This is a genomic window from Methylobacterium platani (assembly GCF_001653715.1).
Taxonomy (GTDB): domain Bacteria; phylum Pseudomonadota; class Alphaproteobacteria; order Rhizobiales; family Beijerinckiaceae; genus Methylobacterium; species Methylobacterium platani.
In genome coordinates this window covers 61260-83065 of sequence record NZ_LWHQ01000049.1, presented here as the reverse complement: position 1 = coordinate 83065, position 21806 = coordinate 61260, and the positions used below count along the sequence as shown (strand labels likewise).

19 protein-coding genes are annotated in these 21806 nt (G+C 71.8%); 14 read left to right on the top strand and 5 right to left on the bottom strand.

Annotation, left to right across the window (positions count from 1 at the left end; all coding sequences use genetic code 11):
• The first annotated feature begins 1 nt into the window (after window position 1).
• The 4 genes from A5481_RS24630 (at window position 2) to purU (ending at window position 5099) form a co-directional block, all read left to right on the top strand.
• Window positions 2–1603 (top strand): FAD-dependent oxidoreductase, encoded by a 1602-nt coding sequence (locus A5481_RS24630; RefSeq protein WP_048437466.1) that lies wholly within the window; start codon window positions 2–4, stop codon window positions 1601–1603.
• 90 nt (window positions 1604–1693) lie between these two features.
• A complete protein-coding gene (locus A5481_RS24625; protein ID WP_064504380.1) occupies window positions 1694–3562 on the top strand; it encodes an ABC-F family ATP-binding cassette domain-containing protein in 1869 nt (622 codons plus the stop codon).
• A complete protein-coding gene (locus A5481_RS24620; RefSeq protein WP_048432822.1) occupies window positions 3559–4188 on the top strand; it encodes a class I SAM-dependent methyltransferase in 630 nt (209 codons plus the stop codon). Before A5481_RS24625 ends, A5481_RS24620 begins: the two co-directional genes overlap by 4 nt.
• 47 nt (window positions 4189–4235) lie before the next feature.
• The gene (purU, locus tag A5481_RS24615) at window positions 4236–5099 is read left to right on the top strand and encodes a formyltetrahydrofolate deformylase (protein WP_048432823.1); all 864 of its coding nucleotides are present in this window, start codon (window positions 4236–4238) and stop codon (window positions 5097–5099) included.
• 171 nt (window positions 5100–5270) lie between these two features.
• On the opposite strand, the gene A5481_RS33865 is transcribed toward purU, so the two are convergent.
• From A5481_RS33865 to A5481_RS24600, 3 genes are all read right to left on the bottom strand, one after another.
• Window positions 5271–6428: a hypothetical protein gene (locus A5481_RS33865; RefSeq protein ID WP_156311766.1), complete on the bottom strand. Its 1158-nt coding sequence runs from the start codon at window positions 6426–6428 to the stop codon at window positions 5271–5273.
• Between the two features lie 154 nt (window positions 6429–6582).
• On the bottom strand, window positions 6583–8067 hold the full coding sequence (locus tag A5481_RS24605; protein ID WP_048432825.1) for a hypothetical protein: 1485 nt from the start codon (window positions 8065–8067) through the stop codon (window positions 6583–6585).
• A gap of 207 nt (window positions 8068–8274) precedes the next feature.
• Complete coding sequence (locus A5481_RS24600) at window positions 8275–8751, bottom strand: tail fiber protein (RefSeq protein WP_082173001.1); 477 nt, start codon at window positions 8749–8751, stop codon at window positions 8275–8277.
• A gap of 336 nt (window positions 8752–9087) precedes the next feature.
• On the opposite strand from A5481_RS24600, the gene A5481_RS24595 reads away from it, so the two are divergent.
• The 7 genes from A5481_RS24595 to A5481_RS24565 all read left to right on the top strand — a co-directional run bounded on the left by A5481_RS24595 (window position 9088) and on the right by A5481_RS24565 (window position 16331).
• Window positions 9088–9522, top strand: coding sequence for a GlcG/HbpS family heme-binding protein (locus tag A5481_RS24595; protein WP_048432826.1), 435 nt, complete (start codon window positions 9088–9090; stop codon window positions 9520–9522).
• Between the two features lie 8 nt (window positions 9523–9530).
• Window positions 9531–11114 carry a peptide ABC transporter substrate-binding protein gene (locus A5481_RS24590; protein WP_048432827.1) on the top strand — a complete coding sequence of 528 codons (1584 nt, stop codon included), beginning with the start codon at window positions 9531–9533 and terminating at the stop codon, window positions 11112–11114.
• Window positions 11115–11124: 10 nt separating this feature from the next.
• Complete coding sequence (locus tag A5481_RS24585) at window positions 11125–12048, top strand: ABC transporter permease (protein ID WP_048432828.1); 924 nt, start codon at window positions 11125–11127, stop codon at window positions 12046–12048.
• Window positions 12045–13157, top strand: coding sequence for an ABC transporter permease (locus A5481_RS24580; RefSeq protein ID WP_048432829.1), 1113 nt, complete (start codon window positions 12045–12047; stop codon window positions 13155–13157). The genes A5481_RS24585 and A5481_RS24580 overlap by 4 nt, the downstream gene beginning before the upstream one ends.
• Window positions 13154–14752: an ABC transporter ATP-binding protein gene (locus A5481_RS24575; RefSeq protein ID WP_048432830.1), complete on the top strand. Its 1599-nt coding sequence runs from the start codon at window positions 13154–13156 to the stop codon at window positions 14750–14752. The genes A5481_RS24580 and A5481_RS24575 overlap by 4 nt, the downstream gene beginning before the upstream one ends.
• Before the next feature lie 90 nt (window positions 14753–14842).
• Window positions 14843–15337 (top strand): hypothetical protein, encoded by a 495-nt coding sequence (locus A5481_RS24570; RefSeq protein WP_048432831.1) that lies wholly within the window; start codon window positions 14843–14845, stop codon window positions 15335–15337.
• Between the two features lie 277 nt (window positions 15338–15614).
• Window positions 15615–16331: a ribonuclease activity regulator RraA gene (locus A5481_RS24565; RefSeq protein ID WP_197514234.1), complete on the top strand. Its 717-nt coding sequence runs from the start codon at window positions 15615–15617 to the stop codon at window positions 16329–16331.
• A gap of 22 nt (window positions 16332–16353) precedes the next feature.
• Here the strand turns inward: A5481_RS24565 and A5481_RS24560 are convergent, their stop codons facing one another.
• Together A5481_RS24560 and ada are read right to left on the bottom strand one after the other, a co-directional pair.
• Window positions 16354–16569: a hypothetical protein gene (locus A5481_RS24560; RefSeq protein WP_048432832.1), complete on the bottom strand. Its 216-nt coding sequence runs from the start codon at window positions 16567–16569 to the stop codon at window positions 16354–16356.
• A gap of 306 nt (window positions 16570–16875) precedes the next feature.
• Window positions 16876–17976, bottom strand: coding sequence for a bifunctional DNA-binding transcriptional regulator/O6-methylguanine-DNA methyltransferase Ada (ada, locus tag A5481_RS24555; RefSeq protein WP_064504379.1), 1101 nt, complete (start codon window positions 17974–17976; stop codon window positions 16876–16878).
• A gap of 501 nt (window positions 17977–18477) precedes the next feature.
• Between ada and A5481_RS24550 the strand changes: the two genes are divergently transcribed.
• The 3 genes from A5481_RS24550 (at window position 18478) to A5481_RS24540 (ending at window position 21762) form a co-directional block, all read left to right on the top strand.
• Window positions 18478–19371 carry a 3'-5' exonuclease gene (locus tag A5481_RS24550; protein WP_064504378.1) on the top strand — a complete coding sequence of 298 codons (894 nt, stop codon included), beginning with the start codon at window positions 18478–18480 and terminating at the stop codon, window positions 19369–19371.
• A 454-nt stretch (window positions 19372–19825) separates the two neighbouring features.
• On the top strand, window positions 19826–21343 hold the full coding sequence (locus A5481_RS24545; RefSeq protein WP_048435709.1) for a UbiA family prenyltransferase: 1518 nt from the start codon (window positions 19826–19828) through the stop codon (window positions 21341–21343).
• A complete protein-coding gene (locus A5481_RS24540) occupies window positions 21343–21762 on the top strand; it encodes a GtrA family protein (protein WP_048435708.1) in 420 nt (139 codons plus the stop codon). Before A5481_RS24545 ends, A5481_RS24540 begins: the two co-directional genes overlap by 1 nt.
• Window positions 21763–21806: the final 44 nt, after the last annotated feature.

Below are 21806 nucleotides of genomic sequence, written 5' to 3'. Positions count from 1 at the left end.
CATGCCCGATTCCTCTCCCTCCTCCGACGTCGTCATCGTGGGCGGCGGTCCCGTCGGGACCGGCCTCGCCATCGACCTCGCCCAGCGCGGCATCCGCTCGATCCTCGTCGAGCGCTACCCCGAGCCGCAGCCGATCCCGCGCGGCCAGAACCTGACCCAGCGCACGATGGAGCATTTCCACTTCTGGGGCTGCGAGGCGGCCTTGCGCGCCGCCCGCACGGTGCCGCGCGACTACGGCATCGGCGGGCTCACCGCCTACGGCACGCTGCTGAGCGGCCACGCCTACGACTGGCTCCAGCGCGAGCTGGTGCGGCCCTTCTACTTCACCGACAACGAGCGCCTGCCGCAATACGCCACCGAGGCGGTGCTGCGCCGCCGCGCCGCGGCGCTCCCCGAGATCGAGACCCTGTACGGCTGGTCGGCCGAGGGCGCGACGCAGGACGCGGCCGGCGTGCGGGTGGACATCGCGGCGCGGGACGGCTCGGGACGGCGCGAATTGCGGGCCGCCTACGCGGTCGGCTGCGACGGCAGCCGCTCGGTCGTGCGCGAGGCGGCCGGCATCACCCAGACCCGCCAGGACCACGACCGGCTGATGGTGCTGCTGGTCTTCCGCTCGCACGAACTGCACCGGCTGCTCGAGCGCTTCCCCGGCAAGTCGTTCTACAACGTGCTGCACCCGGAGCTGAAAGGGTACTGGCGCTTCTTCGGCCGGGTCGACCTCGGCACGACCTGGTTCTTCCACGCCCCGGTCCCGCCGGGCACGACCCGCGACAACTACGATTTTTCCGCCCTGCTGCACGAGTCGGTCGGCGCGCCCTTCGACGTCGCGATCGAGCATGTCGGCTTCTGGGACCTGCGCTTCGCCACCGCCGACAGCTACCGCGCCGGGCGCCTGTTCATCGCGGGCGACGCCGCCCACAGCCACCCGCCCTACGGCGGCTACGGCATCAATACCGGCTTCGAGGACGCCGCCAACCTCGGCTGGAAGCTCGCCGCCGCGCTCGAGGGCTGGGCCGGCCCGGGCCTCCTCGACTCCTACACCGCCGAGCGCCGGCCGGTCTTCGTCTCGACGGCCCGCGACTTCATCGAGCGGGCGATCCGCGACGACCGCGAGTTCCTGGAGGCCCACGACCCCGCCCGCGATCCCGCCGCCTTCGAGGCCGCCTGGGCCGCCCGCGGCAGCGGCGCGAAATCCGAGGTCGGCGCCTACGCGCCGCATTACGCCGGCTCGCCGATCGTGCCGGCCGAGCCCGGCCTCGTCCCGGGCGCCGCCGGGACCCACGCCGTCGCGGCCCGGGCCGGCCGCCACCTGACGCCGCTGCCGCTCTCCGACGGGCGCAACGTCTACGAGGCGCTCGGCCCCGGCTTCACCCTCCTGGCGATCGGCGACGGCCGGGCCCGGGCGGCCGCCTTCGCGCGGGCGGCCGCGGCGCTCGGCGTGCCGCTCGGCGTGATCGAGGATCCGGGCTCGGCCGATCTCGCCCGCTACGAGGCGGACCTGATCCTGGTGCGGCCCGACCAGTTCGTGGCCTTCGCAGGCGCCGGGCCGGCGGGCGATCCCGCGGCGATCCTCGCCCGGGCGGTGGGCGGGCGCGCGCCGTAGCGCCGGCGGGGGAGCGCGCGCGCCCCCCCTGCCCTCCCCCATCATTGTCTCCCCCTTGCCTCGCGGGCGCGGCGCCCCCACAACGCCGCCATGCTCCGCGTCAACGACCTCACCTACCGGATCGGCGACCGCCTGATCCTCGACCAAGCCGGCTTCGCCCTGCCCGAGCGGGCGCGGGTCGGCATCGTCGGGCGCAACGGCGCCGGCAAGACCACCCTGTTCCGGATCATCCAGGGCGAGATCCCGACCGAGGGCGGCACGATCGGCCTGCCGAAGGGCACCCGGATCGGCGGCGTGGCGCAGGAGGCCCCGGCCGGCCCCGAGACCCTGCACGCGGTGGTGCTCGCCGCCGATACCGAGCGCACGCGGCTGATGGCGGAGGCCGAGACCGCCGACGGGTTGCGCCGGGCCGAGATCGAGACCCGGCTCGTCGACATCGACGCCCATTCCGCCCCGGCGCGCGCCGCCGCGATCCTGCACGGCCTCGGCTTCGATGCCGAGGCGCAAGCCCGGCCCTGCTCCGACTTCTCCGGCGGCTGGCGGATGCGGGTGGCGCTCGCCGCCGTGCTCTTTTCCGAGCCGGACCTGCTCCTCCTCGACGAGCCGACCAACTACCTCGACATCGAGGGCACGCTCTGGCTCTACGACTACCTCGAGCGCTATCCGCGCACCGCGCTGATCATCAGCCACGACCGGGATCTCCTCGACACCTCCGTCGACCACATCCTCCACCTCGATCGCGGCAAGCTCACGCTCTATCGCGGCGGCTACACCTCGTTTGCCCGCCAGCTCGCCGAGAAGCGCATGCTGCAGGCCAAGGCCCGGGTGAAGCAGGAGGCCGAGCGCGCCCATCTCCAGAGCTTCGTCGACCGCTTCAAGGCCAAGGCCACCAAGGCGCGCCAGGCCCAGTCGCGGATGAAGCGGCTCGCCAAGATGGAGCCGATCGCGGCCCTCATCGAGGACGACGTGCCGGTGATCCACCTGCCGAGCCCGGAGCGCGCCCTGTCGCCGCCGCTCGTCGCGATGGAGCGGGTCCAGGCCGGGTACCCGGACCGCACGGTGCTGACGGGGCTCAACCTCAGCCTCGCCCCCGACGACCGGGTGGCCCTGCTCGGCGCGAACGGCAACGGCAAGTCGACCTTCTGCAAGCTCATCGGCGGCCGTCTCGATCCGCTCTCGGGCGAGGTGCGGCGCTGGGGCAAGATGAACGTCGCCTACTTCGCCCAGCACCAGCTCGACGAGCTCAGGCCCGCCGAGAGCGCCTACGCCCATGTCCGCGACCTGATGCCGGACGTGCCCGAGGCGCGTGCGCGCGCGGCCGCCGCCCGCCTGGGCTTTCCCGGCCACAAGGCCGACACCCCGGTCTCGCAGCTCTCCGGCGGCGAGAAGGCGCGGCTGCTGATGGGCTTGGCCGCCTTCCACGGCCCGCACCTCTTGATCCTCGACGAGCCGACGAACCACCTCGACATCGAGAGCCGCCAGGCCCTCGTCGAGGCGATCAACGACTACGAGGGCGCGGTGATCCTCGTGAGCCACGACCGCTTCCTGGTCGAGGCCTGCGCCGACCGGCTCTGGCTCGTGCGCAACGGCACCGTGAAGCCCTTCGACGGCGACATGGACGATTACCGCCGCCTGGTGCTCGCCGGTCCGGAGACGGAGAGCCAGAAGGCCCCGGAATCCACCGGCGGCGCGAAGGCGGTGGAGCGGCGCTCGAACGCCGAGCGCCGCGCCGCGCTCGCGCCGTTGCGCCGCAAGCTCGAGGCGGTGGAGGCGCGCATGGCCAAGCTCTCCGCCGCCATCGCCAAGATCGACGCGGCGCTCGCCGACGGCACCGCCTTCCGCACCGACGCGACCAAGGCCGGCGAGCTCGCCCGCATGCGGGCCGAGGCCGCCGCGGCCCTGGGGAGCGCCGAGGAGGAGTGGCTGGAGGTGAGCGGGGAGCTGGAGGGCGAAGGATGACGGGCGCGAGCGGCACAGCGGGCTACGCGGCCGAGGCCGAGAGGCTGGTCTCGCAATACGAGAGCATCGCCTTCTCGGAGATCCACGCGGCGCTCCTGCCGCTCCTGCCGGCGCCGCCGGCCCACGTCCTCGATATCGGCGCCGGGACCGGGCGCGACGCCGCGGGCTTCGCCGCCCTCGGCTACCGCGTGACCGCCGTCGAGCCCACGGTCGAACTGCGCCGGCAGGCGGTCGCCCTGCACCCGTCCCCGCTGATCGCGTGGCTGGACGACGGCCTGCCGGATCTGCCCGCCCTCTCCGGTCGCGGCGAGACCTGCGACGTCGTGATGCTCACCGCCGTCTGGATGCATCTCGACGAGGCCGAGCGCCGTCGCGCCATGCCGCGCCTCGCCGCCCTGCTGCGGACGGGCGGCGTGATGGCCGTGTCGCTGCGCCACGGCCCGGTGCCGCCGGGGCGGCGGATGTTCGACGTGTCTGCGGCCGAGACGATCGACCTCGCCGGGGCACACGGCCTGCGCTGCATCCTGTGCCGGACGGACGAGGATGCGCAGCTCGGGCGCCCCGGCGTCACCTGGGACCGGGTCGCCTTCGTGAGGGAAACGAGCCTGAGGGCTTCACGCGCCTGAGACGATCGCCTAGGGCGGGGCCATCATCGTCTCGAGTCCGTGCCCGCATGACCACCCCCTCCTACGTCCTCTCCCTCTCCTGCACCAACGTCCCGGGCATCGTGGCCGGCGTGTCGGCCTACCTGTTCGAGGCCGGCTGCAACATCCTCGACGCGCAGCAATTCGACGACGTCGAGACCGGCCGCTTCTTCATGCGGATCGTCTTCAACCCGGTGCGGGGCGAGCCCGGCCGGGACGCGCTCGCCGCGGGCTTCGAGGCGGTGGCGCAGCGCTTCGGCATGGACTGGACCCTGCGCGACCGGGCCGAGCGCCGCCGCGTGATGCTGCTGGTCTCGCGCTTCGACCACTGCCTCAACGACCTGCTCTACCGCTGGCGCATCGGCGAATTGCCGATGGAGGTCTGCGCCGTGGTGTCGAACTACCCGCGCGAGATCTACGGCGCGGCCGACCTCGCCGGGGTGCCGTTCCACCACCTGCCGATCACGCCGGACACCAAGCCGCAGCAGGAGGCCGCCCTGTGGCGCCTCGTCGAGGAGACCGGGGCCGAGCTGGTGGTTCTCGCCCGCTACATGCAGATCCTGTCGGACGAGCTCTCGCACAAGCTCGCGGGGCGCTGCATCAACATCCACCACTCGTTCCTGCCCGGCTTCAAGGGCGCGAAGCCCTACCACCAGGCCCACGAGCGCGGCGTGAAGCTGATCGGCGCCACCTCCCACCTCGTCACCGGCGACCTCGACGAGGGGCCGATCATCGAGCAGGACGTCGAGCGCATCTCGCACCGCGACACCCCCGAGGACCTCGTGCGCAAGGGCCGCGACATCGAGCGCCGGGTGCTCGCCCGCGCCGTCCGCTACGTGCTCGAGGACCGGGTGATCGCCAACGGCCGCAAGACGGTGGTGTTCACGGATTGACGGGGCGTGCCGGCCGCCTGCCCCGCAGCGGATCCGGGTTGGGACGGCATGACGAGGCCGTCCCGCCAGCGGGCCGGACCGGGAAAGGGACCCGAGCCGAAAACCCGGGTCCGGATCCCCGTACTCTGTCGTTCCCGGGACGACCCGACACCCGACCCGTCCGACGACGCGCTAATAAGGCGTGAAGTAGCGGGAGATCACCCCTGCCCTCTTGTTCCCGCCCCTCACCGGTCCGATGCCGGATGGCGAGGTCTCCCGCGACCGCAGGTTCGTCCCATCCGCTTTCGGTCCTGCGAAGACATGCAGGGGATTGTCGGGCTGGCCGAGCGGGGCCGCGTCCGATTTGCCCGCGAACGGAGAGAGGGCCGTCGTGCGGTCCATGACGGCCGAGTCGTCCTTGAGCATCAGGCTGATCATGCCATGATCGGAGACGAGCTTCTGGATGCTCTCGGATTTCGCTAACGAGAACACCAGGGGGGACACTTGATCTTGGAGCTCGTTCTTGACGTGAGCTTGGTCCCACCTGCTGTTGCCTGTTTCTTCCAGGTCGTTTTTCCTCAATGTGGTGCCGCCCGGACGGAGGGACCGCAGGTCGAAATGCGTCTCATGCGTGATGTTTTTGCGAAGATTTAAATCTCCTATGAGGACATCGGGATTGTGGGTGGCCATCACATCGGAAATGGTCTTCCTGACGATTTCCTCCCGTCCGGAATTCGGTCCGGGGGCATGAATGGTCGCAATGCTGATCGCCTTGCCCGTTCCTTGAAGATGCTGGACTTCGTAGATGAAGCCGTCGCGGTACCACTCCGGGCCCTTGTCGGACGCTCTGAAGTGGTTTTGTTGAGCGGCGTACGGATGTACGGTTGAATTTTTCGGATCTCTTATGTTTTTCCTCAGATTGAACGTATCATAAACATTTTTATGCTGTTCGAATTTATCTTTCGATTGTGTAATATCTTTTTTGATATGCGTATCGACCAGTTTGCGAAAGCCGATCGGTTTTGTTTCGACATCGACGCCCCGACTGATTCTGAGGATCAGCTCATTCGTATGTGCAGACCCGCCCGTCTCGTGGGCTTCCATGTCGACGTTCTCGATGTTTAGCTTTTTGAACTCGGTTGTGAATCTATCAAATAATTCATCCAGATCATCGTGATGGAATCTCGCCTCCAGGATGCTGCCGATGAAGGGCGTGTCTGGATTTTGCGAATGAGATTTCAGCATCTCCGAAATATTTTTTGCTACCTGCTCTATCAAATTGGGATTTTTTTCGAGCTTGTTGCCCGAGAATTTTTGAATGTTCCATGAAAATGCGATGAGATCGGGCATCCTGCACCTTGCGAGAAACGTCGTTGTGTCGGGGCGGTACAGTCGGCCGGCGCCGCCGCATCGGGGCCGATCTGCGGCAGGCGCCGGCATCGCGAGGGTGTCGGCGGCTCGCGGCGGAGGGGGCGGAACCGTCCGCCCCGGCCGCGGGCCGGCCTCAACCGACCGCCATCGCCATGATCTGGTAGCCGGCCTTCGCTTGGCCGCCGACCGGCGTCGCCGTGATGACGACGGTGTTCAGCCCCATCTGCAGGTAGTCGCAATAGTCGTTGGAGCTGAAATCCTTGTTGCGCAGCGTGATCGTCGAGACGTTGTCGCCGCCCGATCCCATCTCCTGGGCGTCGACGAACCGGGTCAGGGGCATCGCGGTGTCGCCGTTGACGACGAGGCTCAGCTGGACCGGCGTTCCGGTCGTGATCCAGTGCCGGAGCGAGAGCGTCACGGTCCGCGACGGGTCGACGACCTTGAAGGAGACGGTCATCTCGACGGTGCCGGCCGAGAAATCCGTGCTCATGACTCCGTTGAAGCCCTGGCCGCGGACGAGCAGGTCGTTGGAATCCGCCGTGATCGAGAAGGCCGATCCGGTCGAGGTCGGCGCCACGTCGAATTGCGGCGCGATGAAGCCGAGCACCGCCGGACCGGACCCGGACGACTGGATCGGGTCAAGGGCCAGGAGGGGCAGGTCGAGCGGGTCGGACGTGTAGGTGACCGGCAGGTAGGTCGAGAGATCGGCCGTCAGGTGCCCGTCGACGACCTTGTGCGACGCCGCCCCGTAGACCAGGACGTGCGTGAACACGGGGCCGACGTCGTCGGCCTGTCCCTTGACCGGTGTCACCAGCCAGGAGGCGTGGGCAACGAAGTCCAGGCCGAAAATCGACAGTTCCGACGGCGGGTAGACGATGCTGCCGTCGTACAGGCGCGAGGCGACGAAGGCCGGCAGTGCGATGTTCGCGTTCGCATCCGTGCCTTTGAACTGGATGACGTTCCAGGGATATTCCTGGCCCCATACCCAGGTCGGGCTCTGGGTCGTCGTGTCGATCGATGCGTAGCTGCCCCAGTCCTTGATCGTCATCGCGCTGGAATTCGACAGCTGTGAGCCGCGATCGACCGCGGTCCCGGTGCTGCGCGATCGGGAGCGCTCGTTCGTCGTCGAGAACTGCACGTTGGACGACACGTCGCCCGTCAGGGCGTCGCCGAAGAAGCCGATGGACGCCGAATAGCCGTAGCTGTTGGTTTGCGCCGTCGAGGAGCCGGTCGTCGACTGATGGGTGACCGATGAATTCGCCGACTGCGACGTGTTCTGGCTCGTGCTGACTGCGGTGTTCAGGGTCCTTGGCGCATAATCGATGAGATCGACCGTCGATATGAGATTCTTTGGATCCGAGATGCTGATGGAGTTTTGGAGGATCGCGGGATAGTTGAGGTAGCTCGTCCTCGCTCCGGCCGCGGGGCTGTAGGCAGTCGGGTTGGGCAGCACCAGTCGCTGCGTGCAGGTGATCAGGTAGGACTTGGCGGTGCCCAGGTTCCTGACGTCGTTGTAGGCCCTGACTTCGTATTGAATGATCGTCTCGCCGAGGACCGTCTCGGACGAGACGATCGGGCTGGTGACGAAATGCGTGTACAGGTCGCGGGCGATCAGCATCGTTTGTTCCCGATAGGATGACGCAGGTGCGGGTTGGCGGGCGTTTCGAGCGGCGTCGGCCGGTCGTCGACGAGGGCACCGGACCGACCGCATCGTCGATCGCGGGCCGGTCCTGCCCGCTCGCCGGGGCGGTCGTGGGCGGGACGACGACAGGACGGAAAGCTGCGCCCGATCGCCGTCCGATCGGGCGCGTCATCGGTCCGACGCTCAGTAGGCGATGATGAAATGCAGCGCGACGTTCGTCGGTCTGGTCTCCGTGCTTACATTGTACTTCGAGCCGTCGACCTGCTGCGTGAGCGCCGGTCCCTGCGCCCAGTACGTGCCGCTCGCGATGTTGCCGCCCGTCGCCGGAAACACCGTGTATTCATGGTCGTGGTTCTGGAAGGCGTGCGACTGGACCGAGCCGACCGTCGCGGACTTGATGTCGCGGTTCTGCATGTCCGTGCGCGCCTTGACGTCGGGGTCGCGTCCCGCGTTGTCGTCGACACCCCGGACGAAGCGGCCGCGCAGATCGGGCAGGTAGAACTGTCCATCCGGCGGACTCATCCCGAAGCTGAACCCAACCACTTGAAACAGATTTTTGTAATCATCGCGCCTGACGAGCGTTCCGTCGCAGAGTAGATAGCCGGCGGGAATGCGGGTGATCGGGCCGCCCCACATGGAAATATTGCCGGGAATGCTCATTTTTGTTGTCCTCTATGGCGCTCAATAATCCTGTGCGCCTGGTTTTGTAGTAGGGTCTTGCGAGTTAAGAAAACACTTCCTTGCCGATGGAACATATTCCTTGCGGAAAAAGATTTTTCCAAAAATAGAAATACTATCGTCATATGGGAGCCATGATTGGTCGACGTCTCCGAATGATGATGCACTCATGAGAGGCGCGGTCGGCGGCCCGGGCCCCGCGCCGGCGAGCGCCGGCCGCTTGGTGCCGACGGCTTGGCGCTGCCTGTCCCGTTGAGATATGCCCCCAGGCTCGCTGTCTCGCGCGCGCCCGCGCGCCGTCGCCGGAGTTCCAAGACCATGTCCGACCTCACCCTCGACGCCGCCTCGACCGTCGTGACCGCCGCCCTGAAGGCCGGCCGCGAGCTCGGGCTGAAGCCCCTGGCGGTGGTGGTGCTCGATGCCCGCGGCGCCCTCAAGGCGGCGGGCGTGGAGGACGGCACCAGCCTCAAGCGCGCCGAGATCGCCACCGGCAAGGCCAACGGCGCGCTGGCGCTCGGCATCGGCTCGCGCGCCATCGCCAGGCGGGCCGAGGAGCAGGCCTACTTCGTCGCCGCGGTGAGCCACATCGCGGGCCCGGCCGGCCTGATCCCGGTCCCGGGCGGCGTGCTGATCAAGCGCGACGGCACGCTCGTCGGCGCCGTCGGCATCTCGGGCGACACCTCCGACAACGACGAGAAGGCGGCGCTCGCCGGCATCGCGGCGGCCGGGCTCCAGGCCGAGACCGGCGCCTGAGCCGAACGATGCGGCGGCGCGACGTCCTGGCGGCCTTGAGCGCCGCCGCCCTGGCGGCCCCCGCCCGGGCCGCCGGCCCTGCCCCCTACCGGCGCGGCAACGGCGCCGATCCGGAGACGCTCGACCCGCACAGAACCTCGACGGTGGCCGAGGCGACGATCCTCCTCGACCTCTACGAGGGCCTGAGCACCTACGGCCCCGACGGCGCCCTGGTGCCCGGCGCGGCGTCGGGCTGGACCACCTCCGCCGACGGCCTGACCTGGACCTTCGCCCTGCGCCCCGACGGGCGCTGGTCGAACGGCGACCCGGTCGTGGCCGACGACGTCGTGCACGGCTTCCGGCGCATGCTCGACCCGGGCACGGGGGCGAAATACGCCAGCGTGCTGGCGCCGATCCGCCACGCCGAGGCGGTCAATCGCGGGGCGATGCCGGTCGAGGCGGTGGGCGTCGCCGCCCCCGATCCGCTGACGGTGGTGATCCGGCTCGAGCAGCCGACCCCCTACTTCGTCGAGCTGATGGCCCATCAGGCGAGCACGCCGGTCCACCGGCCCTCGCTCGCCCGCTTCGGCGACGGCTTCACCCGGCCCGGCAACCTGGTGTCGAACGGGGCCTACGTCCTCAAGGATTTCTCCCCCAACGACCGCATCACGGCGATCCGCAACCCGCACCACCGCGACGCCGCCCGGATCGCGATCGGCCAGGTCGAGTACGTCCCGACGCCGGACCTCGCCGCCGCGGTGCGCCGCTTCGCCGCCGGCGAGATCGATTCCCTCGACGACCTGCCGGCCGACCAGGTGCGGGCGCTCAAGGCCCGCTTCGGCGCCGGCGTGATCCTCAACCCCGCCCTCGGCGTGCTCGCGCTGATGGTCAACGTGCGCAAGCGCCCCCTCGACGACGCGCGGGTGCGCCGGGCCCTGTCGCTCGCCCTCGACCGCGAGTTCCTGGCCGAGGCGGTGTGGGGCGAGACGATGCTGCCGGCCTATTCGCTGACCCCAGCCGGGCTCGACAACGCGCTGCCGCCGCCCGCCATGCCGGGCCGGGACCTCTCGCCGCTGGAGCGCGAGGACGCCGCGGTCGCGCTCCTGCGCGAGGCCGGCTACGGCCCGGGGGGCAGGCCGCTATCGGTCGAGCTGCGCTACAACATCACCGACAACAACCGGAACACCATGGTGGCGATCGCCGACATGTGGCGGCCGCTCAACGTGACGACCGCCTTCGCCGCCACCGACGCCAAGACCCACTACGCCTACCTGCGCGACGGCGGCCCGTTCGACATCGCCCGGATGAGCTGGCTCGCCGACTACGCCGACCCGCAGAACTTCCTGTTCCTGGTCGAGAGCGGCAACGACGGCTTCAACTCGGGCCGCTACGCCAACCCGGCCTACGATTCCCTGATGCGCGACGCGGCCCGCGAGACCGACCTCGCCGCCCGGGCCCGGATCCTCTACCGTGCGGAGGAGCTCTTCCTCGCCGACCTGCCCTGGATCCCGCTGCTGCATTACCGGCACAAGCACCTGATCGGCCCGCGCCTGCGCGGCTTTACGCCGAACCTGCGCGGCGTCTCGCCGACGCGCTGGCTGTCGCTCGCGTGAGTCCCCGCGCATGACCGCCACCATCCTGCGCCGCCTCGCCCAGAGCGTCCCGACGCTGTTCATCGTCGTCACCCTGTCGTTCTTCCTGGTGCGGCTCGCGCCGGGCGGGCCGTTCGACCTCGAGCGGCCGCTGCCGGCCGCCGCGATGGAGAACCTGCGCCGGGTCTACGGCCTCGACCAGCCGCTCCTCGTCCAGTACGGCCGCTACCTCGCGGCGCTGGCGCGGGGCGATCTCGGGCCGTCCTTCTCGGTGCGCGACCTCTCGGTGGCGGAGCTGTTCGCCCGCGGCCTGCCGGTCTCGATGACGCTCGGCGGCCTCGCCCTGCTGCTCGCGCTCGGGCTCGGCACGGCCCTCGGCGCGCTCTCGGCCCTGCGGCGGGGCTCCTGGCTCGACCATGCGGTGACGACGCTCGGCACCTTCGCGCTGACCGTGCCGGGCTTCGTGGTGGCCCCCCTCCTCCAGATCGCCTTCGGTCTCACCTTGCGCTGGCTGCCCGTCGGCGGCTGGGACGGCGGATCCCCGAGACATCTCGTCCTGCCGGTCGTCACCCTGGCGCTGCCGCAGGTCGCGGTGATCGCGCGGCTCGCCCGGGCCGGCCTCGCCGAGGTGTTCGAGCGGCCGCACTGGCGCACCCTGCGGGGCCTGGGCCTGCCGCCCCGCATCCTCGCCCTCCACGCCCTGCGCGGCGCGGCGCTCCCGGTCGTGTCCTATCTCGGGCCCGCCGCGGCCGGGCTCCTCACCGGCTCGGTGGTGGTCGAGACGGTGTTCGGCCTGCCCGGCGTCGGGCGCTACTTCGTCGACGGCGCGATCAACCGCGACTACACGCTGGTGCTCGGCACGGTGGTGCTGATCGCGGTGTTCGTCCTCGTGCTCAACCTCGTCGCCGATCTCGCCTGCGCCCTCATCGACCCGCGGCTGCGGGATCCCGGGTGAGCGCCGGCGCCGCCTTCGCCGAGGCCTCGCTCCTCGCCCGCGCCCGCCGGCGCCTCGCCGGGGACGCGGTCGCGCGTGCCTGCGCGGGGGTGCTGGCCCTCGTCGCGCTCGCCTGCCTCCTCGGGCCCTTCGTCACCGGCCACCCCTACGACCGGCTCTACTACGACTATCCCGGCACCCCGCCCTCGCTCGCGCTCTATCCGGCGCCGCAGGCCGTGCGACCCGCCCTCGACCGGCTCGCCTTCCGGATGCGGGTGCGGGCCGAGGACGTCAGCGTGACCGGGGACGCGGTGCGGCTGACGCTGGCCGCCGACAGGCCGGTCGATCCGCGCGTCCTGACCTTCTTTTCCCGCTCCGACACGGTCGGGGAGGCCCGCATCCTCGGGCGCTCGGAGGACGGGCGGCGCCTCGCCGTCGAGGCGCCGCTGCGCCGGTTGCGCTTCCTCGCCGGCACCGACGCGCTCGGCCGCGACCTCCTCACCCGCACTCTCATGGCGGGGCGGCTGTCGCTGGCGCTCGGCCTGATGGCGACCGCGGTCGCGCTCGGCATCGGGGTCGGCTACGGGGCGCTCGCCGGCACGCTGGGCGGGCGGGTCGACGCGGCGATGATGCGCCTCGTCGACATCCTGTATTCCCTGCCCTTCGTGTTCTTCGTCATCATGCTGGTGGTGTTCTTCGGCCGCTCGGTGGCGCTGATCTTCGTGGCGGTCGGCGCCGTCGAGTGGCTCGACATGGCCCGCATCGTCCGGGCCGAGGCGCTGGCGATCCGCCGCCGCGACTACGTCCGGGCGGCGGAGGCGCTCGGGCTCACCACCGCGGCGATCCTGCGCCGGCACGTGATCCCGAACCTGCTCGGGCCGGTCGTCGCCTTCGCGGCCCTGATGGTGCCCCGCGTCATCCTGCTCGAGAGCTTCCTGTCGTTCCTAGGGCTCGGCGTGCAGGAGCCGGCGACGAGCTGGGGCGTGCTGATCGCCGACGGCGCCCGCAGCCTCGAGTCGGCGCCCTGGATGCTGGTCGTGCCGGCCGCGTTCCTGGTCGCCACCCTGCTCGCCCTGACGCTGCTGGGCGAGCGCCTGCGCGACGCCCTCGATCCGCGCGAGGGCGCATGACCCTGCTGTCCCTGCGCGGCCTCGCCGTGCGCTATCCGGAAGCCGGGGTGACGGCCCTCGCCGGCCTCGACCTCGACCTCGCCCGGGGCGAGACCCTGGCCCTCGTCGGCGAATCGGGCTCGGGAAAAAGCCAGGTGGCGCTGGCCACGCTCGGCCTGCTGCCGCCTCAGGCGCGGGTCTCGGGCAGCGTGCGCTTCGACGGCGCCGAGCTGACCGGTCTTCCGCGCCCCACCCTCGACCGGATCCGCGGCGCCCGCATCGGCCTGGTGTTCCAGGAGCCGATGACCGCCCTCGACCCGCTCTTCCCGGTCGGCCGCCAGATCGCCCTGCCGCTGCGCGCCCACCGTTCCGCGAGCCGGCGGCAGGCGCTCGACCGGGCGCGCGAGCTGATGGGCCTCGTCGGCATCCGCGACGCGGCGTCGCGTCTTTCCGCCTATCCGCACGAATTGTCGGGCGGCGAGCGCCAGCGGGTGATGATCGCGATGGCGCTCGCCTGCGAGCCCGACCTGCTGATCGCCGACGAGCCGACGACGGCGCTCGACGTCACCGTCCAGGCCCAGATCCTGGCGCTGCTCGCCGACCTCAAGCGGCGGCTGGGCCTCGCGCTGCTGTTCATCACCCACGACCTGCGGCTGGTGCGGCGCATCGCCGAGCGCACGGCGGTCCTGCACGCCGGCCGCCTCGTCGAGGTCGGGCCGACCGAGCGGCTGTTTCGCGATCCACGGGCCCCCGAGACCCGCGACCTCGTCGCCGCCGAGCCTGCCGGGCGGAAAGGTCCGGTGCCCGGGACGGCGCCGGTGGTGCTGGCGGCGCGGGGCGTCACGGTCGCCTATCCGGGGCCGCGGCGCGGGTGGCGGCCCGGCCCGCCGCGCCTCGCGGTCGACGGGATCGACCTCACCCTGCGGGCCGGCCAGACCCTCGGGGTCGTCGGCGAATCGGGCTCGGGCAAGTCGAGCCTCGGCCGGGCCTTGCTGCGCCTCGAACCCGCCGCCCACGGCCTGGTGCGGTTCGAGGACCGCGACCTCACGCGGCTCGACCGCGCCGCCCTGCGGCCCCTGCGCCGCGGTTTCCAGCCGGTGTTCCAGGACCCGATGGGCTCGCTCTCGCCCCGCCTCACCGCCGGCGAGATCGTCGCCGAGGGCTTGCGGGTCCACGAGCCCCACCTCACCGCCGCGTCCCGCGACGCCCGGGCGGCGGAGGCCTTTCGCGAGGTGCGCCTCGATCCGGCCTGGCGCCACCGCTTCCCGCACGCCTTCTCGGGCGGCCAGCGCCAGCGCATCGCCATCGCCCGGGCGCTGGCCTTGCGCCCCCGCCTCGTCGTCCTCGACGAGCCGACCTCCGCCCTCGACCGCACGGTGCAGCGCGACATCGTCGCCCTGCTGCGCGAGCTGCAGGCGGCGCACGGCCTCGCCTACGTGTTCATCTCCCACGACCTCGCGGTGGTGCGGGCGCTGGCCGACACCGTGCTGGTGCTGCGCCACGGCCGCGAGGTCGAGCGCGGCCCGACCGACCGGGTGCTGGAGAGCCCGCGCGAGGCCTATACGAGGGCGCTCGTGGCGGCGGCCGATCTCGACCCCGGCCTCGCGCAGGCGTGAGGCCCGGTACCCCCGCGGGCCCTTGAAGGCTCCGCCCGGGCGCGCCACTTCGCGCCTTCCGATACGGCATTGTCCTGGAGAACGACACCGATGCGCTCCGCGCTTGCCCTCACGCTGCTCGCGCTCGCGGCCACCGTGCCGGCCATCCTGCCCGCGGCCGCCCAGCCGGCCCCGAAGGGACCGAAGGCTCCGCCCCCGCCGCCGCCGAAGGAGGCGCCCGCGCCCGACCCGACCGCCGCGATGCTGTTCCCGTGCCGCACGCCGGAGGAGACCTGCTACGTCGGCGTGGTCAAGGACGGCAAGGTCACGGTGCTGTTCACCAACGACCGCAAGGCCGACGAGATCGCCGGCAAGCCGATGGCCGTCTCCGGCGAGGGCCTCGACCTGGCGAAGACCGAGAACCGGACCGTGATGCTGGTCGGCAGCTACGACCCGAAGGACGGCCTGACCAAGGCCGAGGTGGTCGACGTGGCGAGCCCCCTCGTCGCCTTCGCGCTGAAATCCACCATCGGCGGCGGCGAGCCCGACGAGGGCGGCGACGAGCCCCCGGCACCGCCGCCGCCGCCGGCTCCGCGCAAGAAGTGAGACGGCGCCGGCGCGTGCCTTCGCCCTGACGGGACGGCACCGCGCATGAACCCTCCCCTCTCCGCGGGGGAGGGTTCATTCCGCGCGCCATCGAACTGCGACAACCCGGTTGATGTACTAAAACATTAGTGCTTCAATATGTGCGTCACAGGCCGCCCGGCGGGCGGCCGCGGAGCGGCGAAGCCGTCCGGTGCAGCGGGGAGGATCCGGGTCGGGCGTACGGCCCCTTGCGGCTCTCCCCTCGCCCGCGGCCCTCGCCTCCGACCGGAGAGCCCCGATGCCCCTGAGCCCCGAGACCCGCGCGACGCTGAAGACCGTCAGCATCGCCACCCTGGCCACCGCCCTGTTCAAGCGCGGCCTGCGCAACCAGGTCATCCAGGACGTGCGCCCCCTCAACCCGCAGGCCGGGACGATGGTCGGCGAGGCCTATACCCTGCGCTACATCCCGGCCCGCGAGGACCTGAACACCCTCGCGGTGTTCCGCGACCCGACCCACCCGCAGCGGGTCGCCGTCGACCAATGCCCGGAAGGCGCGGTGCTGGTGATGGACAGCCGCAAGAACCCGCGTGCGGCCTCCGCCGGCGGGATCCTGGTGACGCGGCTGATGAAGCGGGGCGCGGCCGGCGTCGTCACCGACGGCGGCTTCCGGGATTCGCCCGAGATCGGCGCCATGCCGTTCCCGGCCTATCACAACCGCCCCTCGGCCCCGACCAACCTGACCCTGCACCAGGCGCTCGACATCAACGTGCCGATCGGCTGCGGCGACGTCGCGGTCTTCCCCGGCGACGTGGTGGTGGGCGACGCGGAGGGCGTGATCGTGATCCCGGCGGAGCTCGCCGACGAGGTCGCCGCGGAAGCCGCCGAAATGACGGTGTTCGAGGATTTCGTGCTGGAGCAGGTCCAGGGCGGCCGCGGCGTGGTCGGCCTCTACCCGCTGACCGACGACCAGGCCAAGGCCGATTTCGCGGCCTGGCGCGAGAGGACCGGTCGCTGAGGACGACCGGGCACGGGCCCGGCTACAGCATCATTCCCACCATCAGCACCGCCACCATCGTGGCGGTGGCCCCGAGCGCCGCGGCCCACAGGCCGGCCTCGCCGACCGAGCCGGGGCGGACGTTGTCGTTGGCCGCCTGGGGCAGGGTGCTGGGAAAGCGGCGCCACTTGCGCAGGTGCGACGGCGCCGTCGCGATCAGGTGCGGCAGGGGAGCGACGGCGTTGTGGCGGCACGACATGGAACTGCGCTCCCGAGGAGGCCCGCACGTGAAGACTCAGGACCCTGGCCCCGCCGCGCAACCTTTGCGGCAGGGCACGAGAGGAGAACGCCGATCCCGGCCCGGCGATCCATGCCGGGTGCGGACCAAATGCGGAATCCGCCGCGTCTTCCTTAAGGGAAAGTGACGGCGGCCCCGCGGCCCGGGCGCGACTGCGCCCGATCGGAACAGCGATTTGCCGTTCGAGGTGCGCCCGCCGGCCTCCTCGCGCGGCATCGGCCGGGCCTCGTCGGCGAAGCGGCGGCCGGCAGTGCCGTCGCCGCTCCGTCAGGGCTTGTCCGCCGGGCCGCGCTCCCGGTCGAGCAGCGCCCGCTTGCGCGCGACGCCCCAGCGGTAGCCCGACAGGCTGCCGTCGCCGCGCACCACCCGGTGGCACGGCACCGCCACGGCGATCGGGTTGGCGCCGCAGGCGAGCGCCACGGCGCGGGCGGCCGAGGGCGCGCCGATCGCCCGCGCGACCTCGGCATAGGTCGCGGTGCGCCCCGGCGGGATCGCCCGCAACGCCTGCCACACCCGTTGCTGGAAGGCGGTGCCGCCGATGTCGAGGGGCAGGCTCGGCGGCGTGCCGGGGGCCTCGACGAGGGCGATCACCCGCCCCACCACCGCCTCGAAGCCGGCATCGCCCCCGGCGAGCGCCGCCTTGGGAAAGCGGTCCTGGAGGTCGCGCAGCAGGGCGTCGGGATCGTCGCCGAGCAGGATCGCGCAGACGCCGGTCTCCGTCGCCGCCACCAGGACGTGGCCGAGGGAGCAGGCCCCGACCGCGAAGCGGATCGCCGCCCCCTCCCCGCCCTTGCGGTAGGCCGTCGGCGTCATGCCGAGGCGCCCCGGCGCCGCGGCGTAGAACCGGCTCGCCGCGCCGTAGCCGGCGCCGTAGATCGCCTCGGTGACGGTCCCGGCCTGGCGCAGCTCCTCCGCCGCCCGCGCCGCCCTTTTGCCCTCGCCGTAGGCCCGCGGCGTCACGCCGGTGACCTGCTTGAACACCCGGTGGAAGTGGAAGGGGCTCATGGATGCCGCCGCGGCGAGGTCGGAGAGTGCCGGCGGGGCCTCCGCGGCCTCGATCGTCCGGCAGGCCCGGGCCACCGCCTCGGCCCGGCGCTCGGCGAGGCCCGCACCGTCCGGCCGGCAGCGCCGGCAGGCGCGAAAGCCCGCTTCCTCCGCCGCCGCGCAGGTCGGGTGGAAGCTGACATTCTCGGGGCGGGCCGGGCGGGCGGCGCAGCTCGGCCGGCAATACACCCCGGTCGTGCGCACCGCGTAGACGAACAGGCCGTCCGCCGCCCGGTCGCGGCGGGCGATGGCGGAGAAGCGCGCGGCGTCGTCGAGCGGCGGGGCACCGCGGGGGGGCGCGAGGTCGGGGTCCGGGTTGCGCATGGTCGTGCCTCCTTGTCGTCGGCGATGGCGCCATCCTGGCCCGGCGGCGCCGGCCGCGCATCCCGGCGCTTGCGGCCGAATTCCGCGCGCTCCGCTTGACCCAGGTTTACTCCGGGCCACATTCCGGCGCTTCCCCCGAAACCGGGCCAGCGAGGGGATGTTGGGCCTGTATCGGGCGGCCCGGGAGCCGCCCGGCGCCCCGCCGGCCCCGTTTCCTCCCCTGCCGGCGCGGGGCTCGTCTCTCGGATCTCCTCCACTTCCCCGCCGCCGGCCCTCCCCGGGAGGCCCGGCGGCGGGGTTTTTCGCGCGCCCCCTCGCGCGCCCGGAGCGGGGTCCCGGATGCCGGCCCGTCGGGACGCGCCCTCCTTCGCCGGCTCGCGAATGCGGTGGAGCGTGGCGCCGCGGCTCTTGGCCGGGCGGCCGGGCCGGGGGTAAGCCGGGGCCGTGAAGCAACGACACGCGCCGCCCCGCGCGGCCCCTTGAGCCAGGGTGACACGCCGCTTGACCGACGCGCTCGACGACATCGCCGCCATCCTGGAGCGCACCGGCGACTACCGGGTGCTGCGCCGCCTGAGCCCCTTCGCGCCCCCGCCCGAGGCGCCGGCCGAGCCGACCTTCGTCGGCCTGATCCTCGACACCGAGACGACGGGCATCGACGTGACCGCCGACGAGGTGATCGAGCTCGGCATCGTCAAGTTCGAGTACGGCGCCAGCGGCCGGATCTACCGGGTGCTGGAGCGGTTCAACCAGCTCCATGAGCCATCCATCCCGATCCCCGAGGCGGTGGTGCGGCTCACCGGCATCACCGACGCCGACGTGGCCGGCCAGCGCATCGACGACGCGGCGGTCGAGGCGCTCGCCGCCGAGGCCCGGGTGGTCATCGCCCACAATGCCCGCTTCGACCGGCAGATGTGCGAGCGCCGCTGGCCGGCCTTCGTCTCGCGCAACTGGGCCTGCTCCTGCCACCAGATCCCCTGGCGGGCGGAGGGGCACGAGGGGATGCGGCTCGGCCACCTGCTCGCCGATCACGGCCATTTCCACAACGGCCACCGGGCGATCGACGATTGCGAGGCGCTGCTCGCGGTCCTCGCCCGGCCGCTGCGGCTCTCCGGGCGCCTGGCGCTGGCCGCCCTCCTCGAGGCGGCCCGGCGGCCGACCGTGCGGCTCTGGGCCTCGGACGCGCCGATCGCCCTCAAGGACCGGCTCAAGGACCGCAACTACCGCTGGTCGCCGCGGCGGCGCTGCTGGTACGTCGACCTCGACGAGGAGCAGATCGAGATCGAGCGCACCTTCCTGTCGCGCGAGATCTACCGCGGCACCCTGCCCTCCGGCCTCCCCGCCGACCGGTTCACGGCGCGCGACCGGTTCTCGACGCGGGCCGATCCGGAGGCCTGAGGCGGGGGCCATGACCCGGGATTGCCGCTCGTCCCGTGGGCGGTACCGGTGATCACAGGCCCCCCTTTCCCGGACGACTGCAGCGAAGCGGAAGGAGATCCGGGATCCAGCGGAAGAAGTGCCGCGAAGCGGCGCCTTGCACTGCACCGTTGCAGACGGGCGGACGCTTCGCGACCTTTTGTGCTGGATCCCGGATCTCCTTCCACTTCGTTCCGGTCGTCCGGGAGAGGGTGTGGGAATCACGGCGAGCGCCTGTTCTGCCGGGGTGCCGGCTGTGGCCCTTGTCCGCCATGATGAACGAGGTCTTGTCATATTCTCCCGAAATATCGGCCGTCGCATCAACCGGGCGATCATCCTGGCATGCGAAGGATCCGGCGTCGCAAGTCCGATTAAGACTTGAGCCGTCCGCCGCGTCGTAGCCTGCTCCGAGATCACAGCAGCGCAGGTCGAAACGATGTCCCTGGCGAGTCCTTCCCCGGCGCCTCCGCCGGTTCCGGTCGACGCGGCCGCCATCCCGGGGCGCGACGAGGGCCCGCTGGTGCCCCTCGTGGTCGACCTCGACGGCACGCTCCTGCGCACCGACCTGCTGCTCGAGGGCGTGGTGGCGATCCTGCGCCGCAACGTCCTGATGCTGTTCGCGATGCTGGCCTGGCTGCCCCGCGGCCGGGCCCATTTCAAGCGCCGGGTCGCCGAGCACGCCGCCCTCGACTTCGCCACCCTGCCGGTGAACGAGGACCTGCTGGCCTATATCGCGCTCCAGAAGACCCTCGGGCGCGAGATCGTGCTCGCCACCGCGGCCGACGCCTTGATGGCGCGCGGCATCGTCGAGCGCTTTCCCCTGTTCGACCGGGCGGTGTCGAGCGACGGGCTCGTCAACCTCAAGGGCGAGGTCAAGGCGAAGGCCCTCGCCGCTTTGTTCCCGCGCGGGTTCGACTATGCCGGCAACGCGGCCGCCGACCTGCCGATCTGGGCCCGCGCCGAGCGGGTGATCCTGGTCGAGACCCCGGCGAGCGTCGCCCGCGCGGCCCGGGCCGGCGGGCGATCCTGCGAGGAATTCGCCGCCGCGCCGCGCCTGCGGGCGCTCGCCAAGGGCCTGCGGCTGCACCAATGGGCCAAGAACGGCCTCGTCTTCGTGCCGATGATGCTGGGCGGGCTCGCCGGCAGCGCCGGGGCCTGGGGGCAGGCCGCGCTCGCCTTCGCGGCCCTCGGCCTCGTCGCCTCGGCGAGCTACCTCCTCAACGACCTCTGGGACCTGCCGCACGACCGGGCGCACTGGTCGAAGCGCCACCGGCCGCTGGCGAGCGGGCGGCTGCCGCTCGCGACCGGCCTCGCGGCGACGCTCGGCGGCCTCGCCCTGGGCTTGTGCCTCGCTGGCCTCGCCGGCCCGGCGGTCCTCGCCGCGATCGTGGCCTATCTCGCCGTCACCCTCGCCTACTCGTTCTCCTTGAAGCGCGTGCCGATGCTCGACGCGCTGGTCCTCGGCAGCCTGTTCACGCTGCGCCTCGTCGTCGGGGTCGCGGCGGTGGGGGCCGCCTGGTCGCCCTGGCTCCTCACCTTCTCGATGTTCCTGTTCACCTCGCTCTCCTTCGCCAAGCGCCACACCGAGCTGCGCGGGGCGGCGAGGCGGGGGCGCACCGGCCAGCTCTCGGGCCGCGGCTACCGCCCGGCCGACGAGCCGGTGGTGCTCGCCTTCGGGATCGCCGCGGGGCTCGCCAGCATCGTGATCTTCATCCTCTACCTCGCCAACGAGGCGTTCCGGCACGCCGTGCTCTCGGCGCCGCTGGCGCTGTGGACCTTCCCGGGGGTGCTGGTGCTGTTCATGGGCCGGATCTGGCTGCTGGCGGGCCGCGACGAGCTCAACGACGATCCCGTCGCCTTCGCGGTCAGGGACCGGCCGAGCCTCGCCCTCGGGGCGATCGCCGGCCTCTCCTTCGCGGTCGCGGCCTTCGGGCTGCCGGGCTGGGGGCTGTGATGTCGCCGGAGGCCGTCCGCTTCCTCGTCGCCGGCGGCTCGGCCGCCGCGATCAACTGGCTGTCGCGCATCGCCCTGTCGTGGGTGCTGCCCTACGGCGCCGCGATGCTGGTCGCCTACGGCATCGGCATGGCGGCGGGGTTCTGGCTCTACCGGACCTTCGTGTTCCGGGGCGCCGGCCCCGGCCCGCTCCCGCGCCAGGTCGCGGTCTTCCTCGCCGTCAACGCGGTCGGGGCCGGGGTGGTGCTGGGGGTGAGCACGGGGCTCCTCGCCGCGCTCGCCGCCCTGGTGCCGGCCCTGCCGCGGCCGGCGGCCGAGGCGCTCGGCCACGGCGCCGGCATCGCGGCCGGCGCGGTGTCGAACTATTTCGGCCACCGGATCCTGACCTTCGGGATGCGGCGCACCCCGGCGGAGGCCTAGAGACCGTCGCGATCGCGTTGCAACACGGTCCACGACACGAGCTC

Excerpts from the sequence above, each read along its gene's own strand:
- A5481_RS24625 (WP_064504380.1), top strand. The coding sequence starts at position 1,694 with ATGCTCCGCGTCAACGACCTCACCTACCGGATCGGCGACCGCCTGATC.
- A5481_RS24630 (WP_048437466.1), top strand. The coding sequence starts at position 2 with ATGCCCGATTCCTCTCCCTCCTCCGACGTCGTCATCGTGGGCGGCGGT.
- A5481_RS24570 (WP_048432831.1), top strand. The coding sequence starts at position 14,843 with ATGCGCTCCGCGCTTGCCCTCACGCTGCTCGCGCTCGCGGCCACCGTG.
- A5481_RS24585 (WP_048432828.1), top strand. The coding sequence starts at position 11,125 with ATGACCGCCACCATCCTGCGCCGCCTCGCCCAGAGCGTCCCGACGCTG.
- purU (WP_048432823.1), top strand. The coding sequence starts at position 4,236 with ATGACCACCCCCTCCTACGTCCTCTCCCTCTCCTGCACCAACGTCCCG.
- ada (WP_064504379.1), bottom strand. The coding sequence starts at position 17,976 with ATGCGCAACCCGGACCCCGACCTCGCGCCCCCCCGCGGTGCCCCGCCG.
- A5481_RS24575 (WP_048432830.1), top strand. The coding sequence starts at position 13,154 with ATGACCCTGCTGTCCCTGCGCGGCCTCGCCGTGCGCTATCCGGAAGCC.
- A5481_RS24600 (WP_082173001.1), bottom strand. The coding sequence starts at position 8,751 with ATGAGCATTCCCGGCAATATTTCCATGTGGGGCGGCCCGATCACCCGC.
- A5481_RS24560 (WP_048432832.1), bottom strand. The coding sequence starts at position 16,569 with ATGTCGTGCCGCCACAACGCCGTCGCTCCCCTGCCGCACCTGATCGCG.
- A5481_RS24620 (WP_048432822.1), top strand. The coding sequence starts at position 3,559 with ATGACGGGCGCGAGCGGCACAGCGGGCTACGCGGCCGAGGCCGAGAGG.
- A5481_RS24565 (WP_197514234.1), top strand. The coding sequence starts at position 15,615 with ATGCCCCTGAGCCCCGAGACCCGCGCGACGCTGAAGACCGTCAGCATC.
- A5481_RS24595 (WP_048432826.1), top strand. The coding sequence starts at position 9,088 with ATGTCCGACCTCACCCTCGACGCCGCCTCGACCGTCGTGACCGCCGCC.
- A5481_RS24590 (WP_048432827.1), top strand. The coding sequence starts at position 9,531 with ATGCGGCGGCGCGACGTCCTGGCGGCCTTGAGCGCCGCCGCCCTGGCG.
- A5481_RS24605 (WP_048432825.1), bottom strand. The coding sequence starts at position 8,067 with ATGCTGATCGCCCGCGACCTGTACACGCATTTCGTCACCAGCCCGATC.
- A5481_RS24545 (WP_048435709.1), top strand. The coding sequence starts at position 19,826 with ATGTCCCTGGCGAGTCCTTCCCCGGCGCCTCCGCCGGTTCCGGTCGAC.
- A5481_RS24540 (WP_048435708.1), top strand. The coding sequence starts at position 21,343 with ATGTCGCCGGAGGCCGTCCGCTTCCTCGTCGCCGGCGGCTCGGCCGCC.
- A5481_RS33865 (WP_156311766.1), bottom strand. The coding sequence starts at position 6,428 with ATGCCCGATCTCATCGCATTTTCATGGAACATTCAAAAATTCTCGGGC.